The organism is Bacillus sp. ISL-35 (assembly GCF_018613355.1).
GTDB lineage: Bacteria > Bacillota > Bacilli > Bacillales > Cytobacillaceae > Mesobacillus.
Window position 1 is genome coordinate 248,455 of record NZ_JAGGQK010000002.1, and the last position, 16,009, is coordinate 264,463.

Annotated in this window: 18 protein-coding genes; 15 read left to right on the top strand and 3 right to left on the bottom strand. The window is 43.6% G+C overall.

Translation table 11 applies throughout. The features are described from left to right. Positions 1–331: 331 nt before the first annotated feature. Both J7E38_RS04435 and J7E38_RS24275 read left to right on the top strand, forming a co-directional pair. Entirely contained in the window at positions 332–1,237 is a 906-nt protein-coding gene (locus tag J7E38_RS04435) for an RluA family pseudouridine synthase (RefSeq protein WP_214704867.1), read from the top strand. Positions 1,238–1,345: 108 nt separating this feature from the next. Continuing rightward, positions 1,346–2,482, top strand: coding sequence for a CAP domain-containing protein (locus J7E38_RS24275; RefSeq protein ID WP_214704866.1), 1,137 nt, complete (start codon positions 1,346–1,348; stop codon positions 2,480–2,482). A 55-nt stretch (positions 2,483–2,537) separates the two neighbouring features. On the opposite strand, the gene prpE is transcribed toward J7E38_RS24275, so the two are convergent. After that, positions 2,538–3,275 (bottom strand): bis(5'-nucleosyl)-tetraphosphatase PrpE, encoded by a 738-nt coding sequence (prpE, locus tag J7E38_RS04445; RefSeq protein WP_214704865.1) that lies wholly within the window; start codon positions 3,273–3,275, stop codon positions 2,538–2,540. Positions 3,276–3,472: 197 nt separating this feature from the next. On the opposite strand from prpE, the gene mgtE reads away from it, so the two are divergent. From mgtE to J7E38_RS04465, 4 genes are all read left to right on the top strand, one after another. Then, positions 3,473–4,852 (top strand): magnesium transporter, encoded by a 1,380-nt coding sequence (gene mgtE / locus J7E38_RS04450; RefSeq protein ID WP_214704864.1) that lies wholly within the window; start codon positions 3,473–3,475, stop codon positions 4,850–4,852. 72 nt (positions 4,853–4,924) lie between these two features. Beyond that, positions 4,925–6,784, top strand: a complete 1,860-nt coding sequence (locus J7E38_RS04455) for a monovalent cation:proton antiporter family protein (protein WP_214704863.1) — start codon at positions 4,925–4,927, stop codon at positions 6,782–6,784. A gap of 111 nt (positions 6,785–6,895) precedes the next feature. Beyond that, positions 6,896–7,663, top strand: a complete 768-nt coding sequence (gene fabI / locus J7E38_RS04460) for an enoyl-ACP reductase FabI (RefSeq protein WP_214704862.1) — start codon at positions 6,896–6,898, stop codon at positions 7,661–7,663. A 142-nt stretch (positions 7,664–7,805) separates the two neighbouring features. After that, positions 7,806–8,294 carry a CotO family spore coat protein gene (locus tag J7E38_RS04465; RefSeq protein WP_214704861.1) on the top strand — a complete coding sequence of 163 codons (489 nt, stop codon included), beginning with the start codon at positions 7,806–7,808 and terminating at the stop codon, positions 8,292–8,294. Between the two features lie 43 nt (positions 8,295–8,337). On the opposite strand, the gene J7E38_RS04470 is transcribed toward J7E38_RS04465, so the two are convergent. Further along, positions 8,338–8,862 carry a CotY/CotZ family spore coat protein gene (locus tag J7E38_RS04470; protein ID WP_214704860.1) on the bottom strand — a complete coding sequence of 175 codons (525 nt, stop codon included), beginning with the start codon at positions 8,860–8,862 and terminating at the stop codon, positions 8,338–8,340. A gap of 201 nt (positions 8,863–9,063) precedes the next feature. Here J7E38_RS04470 and J7E38_RS04475 point away from each other — a divergent pair, with 201 nt between their 5' ends. The 9 genes from J7E38_RS04475 (at position 9,064) to spoVIF (ending at position 13,532) form a co-directional block, all read left to right on the top strand. After that, on the top strand, positions 9,064–9,408 hold the full coding sequence (locus tag J7E38_RS04475) for a DUF1360 domain-containing protein (protein WP_214704859.1): 345 nt from the start codon (positions 9,064–9,066) through the stop codon (positions 9,406–9,408). An 88-nt stretch (positions 9,409–9,496) separates the two neighbouring features. Next, positions 9,497–9,628, top strand: a complete 132-nt coding sequence (locus tag J7E38_RS24040; protein WP_285291705.1) for a hypothetical protein — start codon at positions 9,497–9,499, stop codon at positions 9,626–9,628. Positions 9,629–9,810: 182 nt separating this feature from the next. Continuing rightward, on the top strand, positions 9,811–10,296 hold the full coding sequence (locus J7E38_RS04480) for a YhcN/YlaJ family sporulation lipoprotein (RefSeq protein ID WP_214704858.1): 486 nt from the start codon (positions 9,811–9,813) through the stop codon (positions 10,294–10,296). Between the two features lie 15 nt (positions 10,297–10,311). After that, positions 10,312–10,791 carry a stage V sporulation protein AC gene (gene spoVAC, locus J7E38_RS04485; protein WP_144474585.1) on the top strand — a complete coding sequence of 160 codons (480 nt, stop codon included), beginning with the start codon at positions 10,312–10,314 and terminating at the stop codon, positions 10,789–10,791. Beyond that, positions 10,792–11,805 (top strand): stage V sporulation protein AD, encoded by a 1,014-nt coding sequence (gene spoVAD, locus J7E38_RS04490; RefSeq protein WP_214704857.1) that lies wholly within the window; start codon positions 10,792–10,794, stop codon positions 11,803–11,805. A gap of 15 nt (positions 11,806–11,820) precedes the next feature. After that, positions 11,821–12,177, top strand: coding sequence for a stage V sporulation protein AE (spoVAE, locus tag J7E38_RS04495; protein WP_144474587.1), 357 nt, complete (start codon positions 11,821–11,823; stop codon positions 12,175–12,177). 19 nt (positions 12,178–12,196) lie between these two features. Continuing rightward, entirely contained in the window at positions 12,197–12,913 is a 717-nt protein-coding gene (locus J7E38_RS04500) for a DUF421 domain-containing protein (RefSeq protein WP_214704856.1), read from the top strand. 94 nt (positions 12,914–13,007) lie between these two features. Then, the gene (locus J7E38_RS04505; protein WP_102261904.1) at positions 13,008–13,133 is read left to right on the top strand and encodes a YjcZ family sporulation protein; all 126 of its coding nucleotides are present in this window, start codon (positions 13,008–13,010) and stop codon (positions 13,131–13,133) included. 144 nt (positions 13,134–13,277) lie between these two features. After that, complete coding sequence (gene spoVIF, locus J7E38_RS04510) at positions 13,278–13,532, top strand: sporulation-specific transcription regulator SpoVIF (protein ID WP_079508135.1); 255 nt, start codon at positions 13,278–13,280, stop codon at positions 13,530–13,532. Positions 13,533–13,660: 128 nt separating this feature from the next. On the opposite strand, the gene J7E38_RS04515 is transcribed toward spoVIF, so the two are convergent. Next, positions 13,661–15,946 (bottom strand): ATP-dependent helicase, encoded by a 2,286-nt coding sequence (locus J7E38_RS04515; protein WP_214704855.1) that lies wholly within the window; start codon positions 15,944–15,946, stop codon positions 13,661–13,663. Positions 15,947–16,009 lie beyond the last annotated feature (63 nt).

A 16,009-nucleotide genomic window follows, 5' to 3' on the forward strand; every position in this document is an offset into this window, starting at 1 on the left:
CCGGTTTTAATGGACATTTTTACGCAAGAGCACGGCCGAAATGTCTAAGAAACCTGTTTTAATGGACATTTTAATGTCCGAGCAAGGCTGAAATGTCTAAGAAACCTGTTTTAATGGACATTTTTACGCAAGAGCACGGCCAGAATGTCTAAGCAACCCATCTTAATGAACATTTCAACGCTCGAGCATGCTCAAAATGTCTAAGAAACCCGTTTTAATGGACGTTTTCAACTTTGAGGATGACTGAAATGTCTAAGAAACCGGATTTAATTTTAACCATGGGACATAATGACACAACATAAACGAAACAACGAAGACAGGAGCCGTTGATATGGCGAAAAACTTCACATTGGACTTTACTGCCGGGATTTCTGACGAGGGAAAGATGCTCAGGGATTTTCTCAAACAGATGGAAATCTCTAAATCGGCTCTGACTGATATTAAGTTTAAGGGCGGATTAATTTCCGTAAATGACCAGGAAGTGAATGTCAGGTACATAATGAAGGCTGATGATCGAGTCAGAATTGACTTCCCTCCTGAAATTCCGTCTGAGGGGATGAAGGGAGAAAAGATTTCTCTTTCAATTATCTATGAGGATGAATATTTACTGGTGGTCAATAAGCCTTCTGGCATGAATACGATCCCTTCAAGGGAGCATCCTTTTGGCAGTCTGGCGAACGGGCTGATCGGGTATTATGAAGATCACGAAATATCTGCGACTACCCATATTGTTACCAGGCTTGACAGGGATACTTCAGGGCTGGTCCTGATTGCAAAACATAGTCATGTCCATCATTTACTCAGCAAGCAGCAGCGTTCTGGCGGTGTTAATCGGAGCTATGAGGCATTTGCCGAAGGAATCGTCGAAAAGGATGAGGGAACAATTGAAGCCCCGATTGCTAGGAAACCCGACAGCATCATCGAACGAGAAGTGCATCCCAATGGTCAATACGCTTGTACTCTCTACAAGGTTGGAGAACGTTATCGTGCCTTCACTCATCTACACCTCAGGCTAAAGACCGGGAGAACCCATCAAATCCGAGTACACATGAGCTTTATTGGCCATCCGCTGCTCGGGGATACTTTATATGGGGGCAATAAAAGTAAAATAACGAGACAAGCATTGCACTGCCGGGAACTCCTTTTCACCCACCCTTTTTTACATAAAGAAATGCATTTTACCGCAAGTCTCCCCAAGGATATGCAGGAAGTGCTGAAAGAAGGCAAATCGTTATAAAAGCGATTTGCCTTTTTACATTTCTCTCAAATATTTCATCAGATAATTCCACGCAAAAAATCAAAGGATATAGAAGTAATAAATGAAAGATGAAGGAGGAAGCAGCACTTGAACATCTATAAACACGGAAAAATTATGGCAGTATCTGCTGTCATGGTATTAGGCCTTGCAGCATGCAACAATAACAATGAAGCGATGGATACGCGTGACAACAGGGTGACCACCCTGGGGAAAGACCAGGCAAGTTATTGGGATAATGATGCGAACAGAATGAAGCAGCAAAGAAGAAGAGCTGAAATAAATGCTGCTAAAGGAAATACAAAAGGACCTAAGATTAACCAAAATGGCATGAATGGAACAAGTGAAATCATGCAAATGCCTGATGGGTATATTACAGTCGACCCTAACTCATACAGTACTGGGATTCCAAGTTCAAAATATCCTCATACAGAAATGATGCAAGGTAGATTGACACTTACAGAAGGACAGCAGGCCGATCTGGATAAAATGCTTGCAGATCTGCAGCGCCGCACCGACGTTGAACTTCCTGATTTTCAAAGGGGAGGGATTCCTGCACCAACGGAAGGAACCGCTCCTGCGCCACAGCAAGAAGCACCAGCACCTGAACAGGGAGCACCAGCACCTCAGCAAGGAGCTGCACCTGCGCCAGCGCCTGTACCTGAGCAAGGAGCAGCCCCAGCACCAGCACCACAAGAACGACAGGCACCTGAACAGGAAGCTGCACCAGCACCACAAGAAAAACAGGCACCTGAACAGGAAGCTGCACCAGCACCACAAGAAAGACCAGCACCACAGCAGGAGGCTGCCCCAGCTCCAGAGCAAAAGGCAGCGCCAAGTGGGACCGAGATCAGTGATTTTGAATCAAAAGTCATTGACCTGACGAATGAACAGCGTCGTAAAAATGGTCTGCCAAACCTGCAGCCCGATACAGCTTTAAGTAATGTTGCACAGGAAAAATCAAATGATATGCAGGCGAAGAATTATTTCTCGCATACAAGCCCTACCTATGGATCACCATTCGATATGATGAGGGACTTCGGCGTTTCTTATAATTCAGCTGGAGAGAACATCGCAATGGGACAGCAAAGTGCTGAAGAAGTCGTCAATGCATGGATGAACAGCGAAGGACACCGAAAAAACATCTTAAGCCCGAATTACACCCATATCGGTGTAGGCCATACAACACAAGGTAATTATTGGACACAAATGTTTATTGGAAAATAAAGAACAAAGCTAACCACCATTCCCGTGGTTAGCTCGTTTTTTATTTGGGTAATTATTATATCTCCCTGAATTTTTCGGGTACAAAAGGCATGGTGGATGGAACGCACATTAATTCCATTTCAGGATAACGAAGAGCTGACAGTTTACCGCCAAAAACAGCGCCTGTATCTATATTATAGGTATTATTCAGGATTCTCGGCTCCTTTACAGGTGTATGGCCATAAACGATGACCGCCTTCCCTTGATAATTCTTCGCCCAATCACGCCGTACGGGAGTCCCGTCTTGATTGTTCTGGCCGGTGATATCACCATAAAGGACAAACGTTTTAACTTTTGAATTGTTTTTCCCTATGTAATCTTCGCGGATTCCTGCATGGGCGATGACAAGACGTCCTTCATTTAGTACATGGTACAAAGGCGCTGAGTCATATAAACTCAAAAATTTATCCCGGAATGAATTTTTCTGTCCAGTACTCAGTGACAGAAATTCAGCAACCGTAGTCTCAAGCCCGTGAGTAGTCTGTACTTTATTGCCCAAAAGATATCGATACAGCTTATTGCAATGGTTTCCAGGAACATAATAAGCGGCCTTTTTTTTCACGACAAGTTCCCAAACCAGCTCAGCGGTTTTCAGCGATTCCGGTCCCCGGTCTGTCAGGTCGCCGACAAAAGCAAGCTTCCGGCCATCGGGGTGGATCGGTAGACCAGAATCCCAGTCATATCCAAGCTGTTGGGTAAGCTTTTCAAATTCAGCATAACAGCCGTGAATATCGCCAATAATGTCTAGTTTCATGGAGCAATCCTCCTTTTATCTTTTATCATTCCCGCTGCCGAAAAAAAGACAAGTTTAAATTTAAAAAAGGGAATGTTATAGAAAAGGCAAATTTATATTACCCATTTTAATTTCACATGAAAAAGAGAAGATAAAAGACAAAGATTTCAATAAATGCTAGTATAATGAAATGTACTAAAGGAAAGGGGGTAAGGTGGATGTCTGAAGAACGTCAAGAATCAGCATCCAGGCAGCAAATTAATTCTGAATTGCTGTTGGAAGCACTTTACTCTGAAAAAATTGATGATTTTCGTGAGGAATTTTTAGACCTGCATCCATATGACCAGGCTGAATTTTTCAGTGAACTTGATGACGAAGATCGTGCGAAAGTTTATAATTTTCTCTCACCTGAAGAGATGGCTGATCTGTTCGAGAACCTGGAAGCGGATGAAGAGGATTTTAAGGATGTATTGGCGCAGATGAATCCGAATTACGCGGCCGACATGCTGTCAAATATGTATGCCGATGACGCGGTGGATGTCTTGAATGAGCTTGACAAAGACCAGGTTGCCAGTTATTTGACAATCATGGATGAGGAAGCAGCACAGGAAATCAAGGACTTGCTGCATTATGAAGAATACACAGCAGGAAGTATCATGACGACAGAATTCATTGCGATTTCTGCCAACCAGACGGTCAGATCGGCCATGTATATCCTGAAAAAAGAAGCACCCAGGGCTGAGACGATTTATTATATTTTTGTTGTCGATGAGGAGAAGAGACTGGCTGGGGTCATTTCCTTGAGAGATTTGATCGTGGCGGATGACGAGACGATGATCGGTGAAGTGATGAATGATCGGGTAGTCTCCGTTTCAGTAGGAGAGGACCAGGAAGAAGTAGCGCGGATGATGCGTGATTACAACTTCCTTGCCCTTCCTGTCATTGATTTTCAAAACCATCTCCTTGGAATCATAACGGTCGATGACATCATTGACGTTATGGAAGAAGAAGCGTCGGATGACTACTCTAAGCTGGCGGGTATTGCAGATCTTGACACGGTCGACCGAAATCCATTTACTGCCGCCAAGAAGCGGCTGCCTTGGCTGATCATTTTACTGTTTTTAGGGATGTTCACAGCGAGTCTGATTGGAAGGTTTGAGGATACATTGGATAAGGTTGCAATTTTGGCTGTATTTATTCCTTTGATTGCCGGGATGGCTGGCAACACCGGAACACAGGCCCTGGCAGTAGCAGTCAGGGGAATTGCTACTGGAGACCTTGAAAAAGAAAACAAATGGAGCATTATCATTAGGGAAGCTGGTACAGGTTTGATAACCGGTGCTGTATGCGGGATCCTGGTTGCATTTGTCGTTTATTTTTGGAAAGGCGAATTTTTTCTTGGGGTTTTAGTCGGCATATCGATCTTTGTTACACTGATTTTCGCGACACTGGCCGGTTCGCTTGTTCCGCTGCTGATGCACAGGTTGAAAATTGACCCTGCAGTTGCATCAGGCCCCTTTATCACAACCATCAATGATATTATTAGTATTTTGATTTATTTTGGAATTGCTACAGCTTTTATGAGTTATCTTACTTAGTGATTAGTCGAACTTTGTGTAATGCAAAAAATCTTTGTTTTACGTCATTCTTTTATAAAAAGGAGGGAGCGGATGGAACAGCATGCTTCGATTACATCACTGGTAATCGTCATTATTGTTGCATTTTTAACACCTATTATATTGCACCGCTTAAAATTGAGTTTCATACCCGTCGTTGTAGCTGAAATCATCATGGGTTTGCTTATCGGTAAAAGCGGCTTCAACATTGTCCATGAGGATGCATGGCTCAGCACACTTTCCACCCTGGGATTCTTGTTCCTGATGTTTTTGAGTGGGTTGGAGATTGACTTCACTGCATTCTCCAGCGGGAAAAATAAAGGCAGAGCAAAATCCAACAGCAAAAAAGAACCAAATACGTTTGTCGTCGCTTCTGTCATATTTGTCGGGATATTCATTGCCTCTCTTGGATTGTCGTATTTATTCGTGCTTGCAGGTTTCATTGAGAATGTATTTTTGATGACCTTGATCATCTCGACAATCTCTCTTGGAGTGGTAGTTCCTACTCTAAAGGACGCGCATTTAATGAAAACGAATATAGGGCAGATCATCTTATTGGTTGCTGTCATTGCAGACCTTGCCACCATGATCCTGCTTGCTGTCTTTGTATCCCTTTATGATACTGGCGGTGGCAATACATGGCTGCTGCTCGTGCTTTTTGCTGCTGGTGTAGCACTTTATTTCATCGGCAGATCCTTCAAAAATAGGACATTCATTAATGCATTGTCTACAGGTACCACACAAATTGGCACCCGTGCGGTTTTTGCCTTGATCATTTTACTGGTTGCCATCTCAGAAACGGTTGGCGCGGAAAATATCCTGGGAGCATTCCTTGCAGGTGTCCTTGTTTCCCTGCTGGCACCGGACCAGGAAATGGTCCATAAACTTGATTCATTTGGTTATGGCTTCCTGATTCCCATCTTTTTCGTAATGGTGGGTGTCGAACTCGATTTATGGTCCCTGTTCACTGAAAAAAAGCTCTTATTATTGATACCGCTATTACTTTTGGCTTTGTTTTTGTCAAAAATGGTTCCAGTATATCTTTTGAAAAAATGGTACGACACAAAGACGGTTCTCGCGGCTGGCTTCCTGTTGACCTCCACATTGTCACTCGTCATTGCTGCAGCAACGATTGGTGAAAGAATGGAAATGATCTCGCCTCAGATGAGCGGAACACTGATTCTGGTGGCAGTCATCTCCAGTGTTTTGACGCCAATTTTATTCAAAAAGTTGTTCCCTGAAGAAAAAGCAGAGGAAATTAAAGTAAAGGTGGCGTTTATTGGCGCCAACCAGATGACACTTCCCGTATCAAGAGCACTTCAATCTTCTTTATACGAACCGGTTATTTATCATACGAAACAGGATAAAGCGGAAAAATTAGCTGACACTGTTTTTGAAATCGTTGAAATTGAGAATTATGATATTGATACACTCGATAAGGTTGAAGTGTATGATGCGGATATCATTGTAATCTCTACGGGAGATCCCGATCTCAATGCGACCATCGCGGTCAGCGCAAAAGAACGTGGAGTTGAACGGGTCATCGCGAGGATTGAAAGTCCAGACCTTGCTGAGCAAGCCCAAGAAGAGGGAATTGAAGTATTCTCTGTCCTCCGTTCAACTGAGTCGCTGCTGCGTGCAATGATTGAATCACCAGGAGTCATGACCATTTTGACGCATCAGGAAAATTCCCTGCATGAAATCAGAATGCTCAATGATCACTTTGACGGTATGACACTAAGGCGTTTTCCATTCACCGGAGATGTCATCTTTGTCAGGATCCTTCGTGAAAATGAATCGATCGTGCCTCATGGAGATACCGAGCTGAGGCTGAATGACCGTTTGATTGTTACAGGATCAAAGGAATATGTCGATGAACTGAAAAGGGAACTCGAATTCTGTTTTTGGTGCTGATTTGAAACTAAACCCGCCTTCCCGGCGGGTTTTCCTTTTCAAATGAAAAAATATGGTGTAGAATTAGCACTAGGTACTAATAACTTGTATTAACAGGGGGATATTTTAAAAATGACTCTTTCATTGAACGGTAAAACATATGTAGTAATGGGTGTAGCCAATAAAAGGAGCATCGCCTGGGGTATTGCTCAATCTCTCCACAATGCCGGGGCGAATTTAATTTTCACTTATGCCGGTGAGCGTCTGGAGAAAAGTGTCCGCGAACTTGCCGAATCACTTGATCAAAACTATTTAGTTTTGCCATGTGACGTTACAAGTGACGAAGATGTAGCGAAATGCTTTAAAGAAATTAAGGAGGCAGCAGGTTCGATTTACGGTGTTGCCCACTGTATCGCATTCGCGAACAAGGAAGAACTGCAGGGGGACTATTTGAATGTAACACGCGATGGTTTCCTTCTGGCTCATAACATCAGTGCATACTCACTGACTGCTGTTGCCAAGGAAGCGAAGGAACTGATGGCAGAAGGCGGAAGCATCGTGACCTTGACTTATCTGGGCGGAGAGCGTGCGATCCAGAATTACAATGTCATGGGAGTGGCAAAAGCATCACTTGATGCAAGTGTCCGCTATCTTGCTGCCGATTTAGGAAAACACAATATCCGTGTTAACTCGATTTCAGCAGGCCCTATCCGCACACTATCTGCTAAAGGCGTAAGTGATTTCAACTCGATTTTGAAGGAAATTGAAGAGAAAGCTCCGCTTCGACGCAATACGACTCCAGAAGAAGTCGGCGATACAGCTGTATTCCTTTTCAGTGATATGTCCAGAGGAATCACTGGCGAAAACATCCACGTTGATTCTGGATTCCATATCTTATAGAAACATCTGGCCCGCCACATGAGCGGGCCTTATTTATTTTCTCGATTTATAATTTCTTTCAACCAATTCCATAGACGATTCCGGCACCTATCCTGGGCGGCCGCATACATATAGGGTGAGCGAAGTTATGGAGGTGCCGTAAATGGGAAGGAAGCGAAGTCGTAAGCAATCTCCTTTGTTTTACATCAATCAGCCTGTTATTGATCTGCCACAACCCGAAATGCAAAATAAATATAGTATTAAAAATGAACCCGATACGTCTGAAATTCTGGAAGACCACGATGATAGCCCAGTAACTGATGAAATAAATCTTGACGCAAAAGAATCATCTGAAGAGGAAGTCAATCACCAAGCAGAAGAGGAAGAAGACATCCAATCTGACCAGTCCAAGAACCGAGGGAAGAGAAGTTTCAATGATTATACACTAGAGGAAAAAATTAAACATTTAAAGCTTGTCCCCGCATCTGTAGCTAAGGTGAAATACGAATTCATTACCATGGGAAGGTCATATAAAGGTTATTTTATCGAATTGAAGGGGGAAGTATTGTTCATCCAATCTGTAACTCCGAGGAAGAAAAGTGTCAGCATCCCGAAAGAGGATTTAATCGATATCAAGAGGGTTGGGTTATAAAAATAGGCTTACCATTTAGGTAAGCCTGATTTTCCAGCCTTTGTTATTTTGTATTGCCAGGAAGGCTTGAAAGTGGTAAAGCTGCAACCGGGTCAAGGCATGTGACTGCACAGAAGCAATCCAAGTCTACAGTGAGGCAGATTCCTGTTCTGAAGAATTCATTTCTAGATCCGCCAGTTGTGATTTGCTCGCAAGGAGTGCTATCTTCAGGATTTCCTCCCCGTGTAGCCAGCAACTCAAGCTTTGCGCAGCAGTTATCATCCACGGAAGTTACACGGAAGAAGAAAGAGTTGAAGCAGTCAAGCATTTGTGGACCATTACCATTTGTTGTGCGGATGCGAGTTCCAAATCCTTCGAATGGTTGGCAGTCACCGCAATATAAAATTAACGGGATTGTATCCAAATCTGTCGTAGGAGTTTGTGCACCTGCAAGCAATTCCTGGATAGATTTATGACAGCTTACATCACAATCATTGTCTACATCCACTTCGTCCTGTGCATCTGCTACTGCTCTGAGGACTTCGCATACACAGCTATCGCCATCATGTTTCTTATTTCTGCAACCCATAATAAGTTCATCTCCTTTTTGTTGATATGACCTATTGTCCTTAATAGAATATGAATCGCCCTCCTAATGGTGTGGGTGTTTGTCTAATTTTCAACACGTTGCAACAAAAATTTATGACAGAAGCGGACAGGCTCGTGCCTATCCATAGGAAATTGCCCAGCATAAGCTGTATTGAATCCAATAATACAGGTGGGTGAGAATATGGGTAATTGGCTGGATTTATTTCTTCTGGGGATGGCGAGCTTTCGCCTGACGAGACTCATTGTATACGACGTGATTACTGAATTTCTCCGTCAGCCATTCCACGAAACAGTGGTGGAAACGCTTGAGGATGGTAGCACGGAAACCTATATAGAAATTAAAGGTGCAGGTTTGAGGTATTGGATCGGTGAGCTGTTAAGCTGCCATTGGTGCACCGGCATTTGGGCAGCAGCATTTTTGTATTTTGGATATTTGTTGTATCCTCTGCTTGCGATGCCGGTTATCACCATACTGGCTATTGCCGGGATGGCCTCCATTATACAACATGTCCTGATTAAGGATTAACCAGCAGGAATTAGTGAGACCGTCCAGAACCCCTGATGAGACTTGTTCATAGACTATCATATGGACTCTTAATGAAGGGGTTGTCATCATGGAGGAAAAGCAAAAACCAAATAGCAGCAATCCAAACGAAGAAAGCACTAAAAGCAAAACAGCCTCAACCCGCCGCCGGGTACGCAGAAAAGGCGGATGTGGCTGCGGCAAAAAGAGAAAGAAAGCATAAATTCATCGTCTGCCAAACAACTGGCAGGCGATTTTTGTATTCAGGGTGTGAAAGCTGGGGGATATTAAACTTGTCCTTACAATGATATGGAAATAAAACCCGCAATAAAAAATTCATAAATTAGGTTTTGGACGTGGAAAATAATTTTAACCAATCAGATGAATCATAGAAGGGGATTAAGGATGAATATAAAACAGACAATCAAAATTATCGCAGTACTGACGATGCTTGTAACCGGTATTGCTGGATGTTCCTTCGGAAAGACATCCCCGGAGAGCAGGGCGTCCATGATCCAGTCGGTCAATCCTGATCCGGGAGCGACAAATGATCTTGAGGAAAAGGATCTCGAGCTTGCTGCGAGGGTGAAAAAAGATATTGCTGGACTTGATGAGATTTTCGATGTCGCCGTTATCGCTGGTAAAAAAGATACGCTGGTTGCATACAAAGTAAAGCATATGAAGCGGTTTAACATGAAAGCGATCGAAAAGGAAATTAATAAGAAGCTGGAAAAAAATTATCCTGGCGAGAATTTCATTGTTTCTAGTGATTTCAAGATCTTTATTGAAGCGGTCGAGCTGCGTGAAAGAATGAAAGATCCGGCCTATCCTGATAAGAAAGCAGAAAAAGAATTGCAGCGGATTATTTCATTGAAAAAAGAAATGACTTAAGAAAGGATGGGTGAGATGGGGGATAAAAAGAAGCAAAAGATGACTCCAGAACAGCAGCAGTATCAGCAGCTTGAACAAAAGCACGAACTCAAGCGGCCTGTATTGAAAAATTGTATAAAGGCATTTTTGGTTGGCGGACTGATTTGCACAATTGGACAAGCGATCACTTATTTTTATATATACTTCTTTGATTTTACCGAACAGACAGCCGGGAACCCGACTGTAGCGACGATGATTTTCCTTTCAATGCTGTTGACAGGTTTCGGAGTGTATGACCATATCGGCCAATTTGCCGGGGCAGGCAGTGCTGTGCCGGTGACTGGATTCGGGAATTCGGTCATCTCGGCAGCGATTGAACACAGGACGGAAGGCTTTGTCCTCGGAGTTGGGGGAAATATGTTCAAGCTGGCCGGGAGCGTCATATTGTTTGGCGTCTTTGCAGCTTTTGTCGTTGCGCTGATTAAGACTTTATTGACAATGATGGGGGTGCTTTAAATGTTGACTGGAAAGCAGTCATGGCAATTCAACAATAGCCCGGTCATTGAATCCTGGGGTTCATCTGGAGGTCCCTTTGAGGCGGAAGGGAAGCTTGCGGCAGATTTCGATGTCCTCCATGACGATCTTTGGATGGGGGAAGAATCGTATGAGAAAGCTCATCGAGTCTTGCTTGAAGAGGCAATCAATTCGGCATTGCAAAAAGGGGAATTCCAAAAGGAAGATATGCAATTCATGCTGGCTGGCGATCTGATTAATCAAATCACACCTACCAGCTTTACTGCAAGGACAATGGCAATTCCTTATTTCGGACTTTTTGGCGCATGCTCCACATCAATGGAGGGACTTGCGCTTGCATCCTTTATCATCAACTATCAAGGAGCAAAAAAGGTGGTAACGGGCGCATCCAGCCACAACTCTGCAGCGGAAAAACAGTTCAGATACCCGACAGAATATGGCGGGCAAAAGCCTCCGACGGCACAATGGACAGTGACAGGAGCAGGGGCGGCAGTGCTGACAGATAACTCGGATAAGCGGGGGAAGATCGTCACGACATCGGCTACCATTGGGAAGGTGGTCGATATGGGGATATCGGATCCGTTTAATATGGGGGGAGCGATGGCTCCAGCAGCAGCTGATACAATCATCGCCCACTTTAAAGATTTAAATCGTCAGCCGTCCTATTATGATTTAATAGTTACGGGAGACCTCGGAAGGATTGGCCAGGCTACTACATACGACCTACTGCAGCAGGCTGGACTTGAAATTGCGAGAGAGAAGTTTCAGGATTGCGGACTGTTGATCTATAAGGAGGATCAGCCGGTTCAGTCTGGCGGCAGCGGTGCCGGCTGTTCGGCTTCTGTCTTGTATGGCCACTTATTGAACCAAATGAAAAATGGCATTTATAGGAAGATACTTGTTGTCGCAACAGGAGCATTGCTTTCACCGCTTTCATTCCAGCAGAAGGAAACCATACCTTGTATTGCGCATGCTGTTGCGATTGAAATGAAATAGAAAGGAGGAAACGAAATGCTGCCAATGTTTTTCTGGGCCTTTGTTGTCGGAGGTTTGATTTGTGTATTTGGCCAGCTGCTGTTCGATATCGCAAAATTGACACCTGGCCATACGATGAGCTTGCTTGTAGTAATCGGAGCAATCCTTGATGGCTTTGGACTTTATGAGCCTTTAATTGACTTTGCAGGAGCCGGTGCAACTATTCCAATTACCAGCTTTGGAAACTCGCTGGTCCACGGTGCGTTACAGGAAGCCGAGCAGCATGGGCTGGTAGGCGTCTTGACTGGGATGTTCGAAATTACAAGTTCTGGTATATCGGCTGCTGTCATTTTCGGTTTTATCGGGGCACTGATTTTTAAACCTAAAGGCTAATTCTATAAGGGATGATCCAATGTCGGATATCTTTAGAACTATCATAAGGTCCATCTTATTGATTATTGGTTTATTCGTCATTACAAAGCTTCTTGGCAAAAAGCAGTTATCAAGCCTGTCATTTTTTGAATATATCGTTGGAATCACTGTCGGTGATATTGCTGGAACATTGTCAATGGATCCAGACTTGAGTCTTGGGGACGGAATTGCCAGCTTGATTATCTGGTCATTCGTCCCGTTCGCCATTTCATTAATTTCATTAAAAAACAGGGCCTTTCGGACGATCGTTGAAGGAAAGTCCACAACCTTTATTGAACACGGCAATATCATTGAAAAAAATATGCGCAACGAAAAATATAGTCTTGATGAACTCCTTGAGCAGCTCCGCAAAAAAAGTGTTTTCAAGGTAGCAGATGTAGAATTTGCATCGCTTGATTCGAACGGAGAACTGAGTGTTCTTTTAAAAAAGGAAAAACAGCCAGTAAAGTATGAGGACATCAGTCACATTACAGTGGATAACAATGTTCCGGTCACCTTGATTATGGACGGGGAATTGGTCGAGGAGAATCTACAAAAGGCAAAAATGGATAAAGTACAGTTTTTAAAACTTATTAAAGATAAAGGCTATGAACAAGATAATGTTTTTTATGCAGAAATCGACAAAAACGGGGATATAAGCATCGATCTATATGATGAGTATTTAAGGTCCCATTTTCCGGACTTTGACGAAATTTAATCCTGTTCTTCAAATTGGGTAGGGGCTCGCCCATACAAATCCCAAACACCTCTCATATATTGTTAATGAGTAATCAAAAGTGAGGTGAAGAAGAATGGGCTACGGTTGGTGTGGCGGCGGCTACGGCTACGGTGGTGGCGGATATTACGGCTCCACTTTCGTATTGATCGTCGTATTGTTCATTTTGTTGATTATTGTAGGAGCAAGTTTCTACAACTAATTGAAAACACTGGCGAAAGCTGTTCCGCGTCCGGAGCAGCTTTTGCTGCGTCACGAGTGAATAATAAATCATCCAGGCACTGTCTTTCACCATTTTCGTCTTCCTTCATACTATAGAGTAGTTAAAGAAGGAGGCGTGATTTATATGGATAATAATTTTTTCAAGAATATAGAGAAAAAGACTGGCGTCAATATGAAAGATGTATTTGAGCTGGCTAATTCATTACAAAATGCGAACTTTAAAGATGAGAAAACTGTAAGAGGGGTAATCCGCCGTGTTTCCCAATTGGCCAACAAGCCGGTGAACAAAGAAATGGAAGACAAGATTGTCGAATCCATCGTAAAGGATGGAAAGCAGCTTGATTTCGGCCAGATTTCCAAAATGATCAACAAGAAATAATCACATTCTTGAATGCCAAATCAGGACCCGAGTTTCGGTACCCGGGTCCTGATTTGGCATTTTTATTTGACTATGTGTACAAAGCTGTTGTTCTCATGTTCCAGTTGCCTGGTTGAAATAGTCCAAGTTCAAATTCTTCCTAGGAAACGGGAAGGGTTGGCTTTCCGACCTCTTCTCCGTTGCGGGACGGAAATGAACAGCCTTTTTTCTGCCCTTGTTACCGCTACATAAAGCAGTCGCCGTTCTTCTTCAAGTGGCTGGCGGTCGCCATTCCGGTAGGCATCCAAAGCATAGTCATGCGGAATGCTTCCATCCACTGTTCCGATTATATAGACATTCCCGAATTCAAGACCCTTGGATCGGTGGATGGTACTCAGTGTTATGGCATCAGAAATTGTTTTACTTGTCCGCTTGATTTCGGAGTTCATTGCAATCATATGGTCAACATGCTCAATGAATTCTGCAACCGATTTAAAGTTTCGGGCTGCCACTTTCAGGTCACGGACATCATCAGAGCCTTTTTCCAGCTGATTGCCTTCATTGCCGCGTTTTTTAATGAAATCCTGATAGCCCAGGTCTTTTTCCACAATGTCAATGGCAGCGACAGGGGACAGGGATGACAGGGACCTGACTATTGGGATTAGCCTCTTCAATTTTTGTTCCTGGAAGGCGAAGCCTGTTTTAACGTAAGTAAGTGCTTCAAGCATGGAACAATCATTCAGGATACTGTTCGCTTGTAAATCCCTGAAGGCCGACTGTTTCAAGAACAGCGATGGCAGGATATTCCTGATCGCATCTGAATCATCAGGATTTAAACTAAGCCGCAAGAAGGAGAGCATTCCTTTTACCATGAATCGTTCATAGAAGGATTCGATGTCCTGGTCAAGCCGGAATGGAAGGCTTGAATTCGCCAGCCTCTCGAATACCGCCCGGCTTGCTGCGTTGGTCCTGAACAAAATAGCAAAATCACCGGGACGTTCTCCTTGTTCAATCCGCTCTTTGATGTCTGTCAGGATCATCGTCGCTTCCTCTTCTTCATCATAAGGGTGGAAGATGACTGGCGGGCACTCACCTGAATACTGGGCGCGCATTTCTTTTTCATGGCGAATCTGATTAGCTGAAATCAAAGTGTTAGCCGTTTCAACAATTTCATGAGGCGATCGATAATTTTGGTTAAGAATGATCACTTCGGTATTTTTAAAATCCGCTTTGAAGTTGAACAGGTAGGCAGGGTCGCTTCCCCGGAAAGAGTAGATTGACTGATCATCATCGCCCACTGCGCAAACATTTCCGTGTTTTCTTGAAAGCATCTTCACGAGTTCATACTGCACTTTATTAATATCCTGAAACTCATCGATCAATAGATATTGAAAACGGTTCTGGTAGATTTCCAGTATAGAAGGCTGATCTATAAAAAGCTTAAAACATCCAATGAGCATATCATCAAAATCAAATAATCCCTGTCTGTCCTTAGCAGACTCATAGTCTTTGTAAAGCAATGCAACCTTCTCTTCCCATGGTGATTCAGGCTTAACCTCATGGGGCATGATCAATGTATTCTTCCATAAACCGATCTGCTGGAGAGCGAGATCATAGGCAAACTCTTTTTCGTCCAGCTGAAGCTTTCTCCCGGCTTCCTTCAGAATCTGTTCCCGTTGCCATTCTTTTTTCATCAGCTTGTCCGATGTCCATTTTTCACGTTCGTGAAAACAAAGAATCCGGTAGAAAATGCTGTGGAACGTACCGGAAATCAGCCTGTTGACTTTAGAAGGCGACATGTTTGGATAATGGGAAATCCTTTTTTTCATCTCAGCGGCAGCCTTTGCCGTAAAGGTAACAAGCATGATTGAACCTGGATCTATTTTCTGTTCTTCAAGCATGAACGCAGTCCTCGCGGTAAGAACCCTTGTCTTCCCGCTTCCCGCTCCTGCTAAAATCAATAACGGGCCGTCGGTCGACACAACCGCTTTTTCCTGGTTTCCGTCAAAATGGATGCCGGCCTGCTTAAGCTGTTTTATGTAATCCAACTTGACTCCCGGCGTAACCGGAGGATGCGAAGTGAAGGGGGAGGGGACCTTAACTTCCCGCGGAAATATGAATGTATCTTCTTTTACTGCCTCAGCTGTGATCGAACGCGATTTGGGGATTTTGAACCCATTTCGCTCAATATATTCCGTTTTTTCAGAAGGCGGAGACGATGGCGTTGGCAAACTCTCTTCCTGACAATCTTCTTTTCCGGAAAGATGATGATAGAAATGCGGCTGTTCCTGTATGCCAAGGTAAAGACGAACAGGATTTCCGCATACTGTACAGGCAAGCATTCCTTTCTTCCCGTCATCATAAAGCTTTTGATAGTCACTGCGATCATATTGGTCAAGGTTTATTATCTGCTGGTTATACTTAGCTGTTTTCATGTTTTCCCTCATCTCCGGCCAAAAAATAGCACAATCTTTATCATACCAGAATAGAATTTCTAA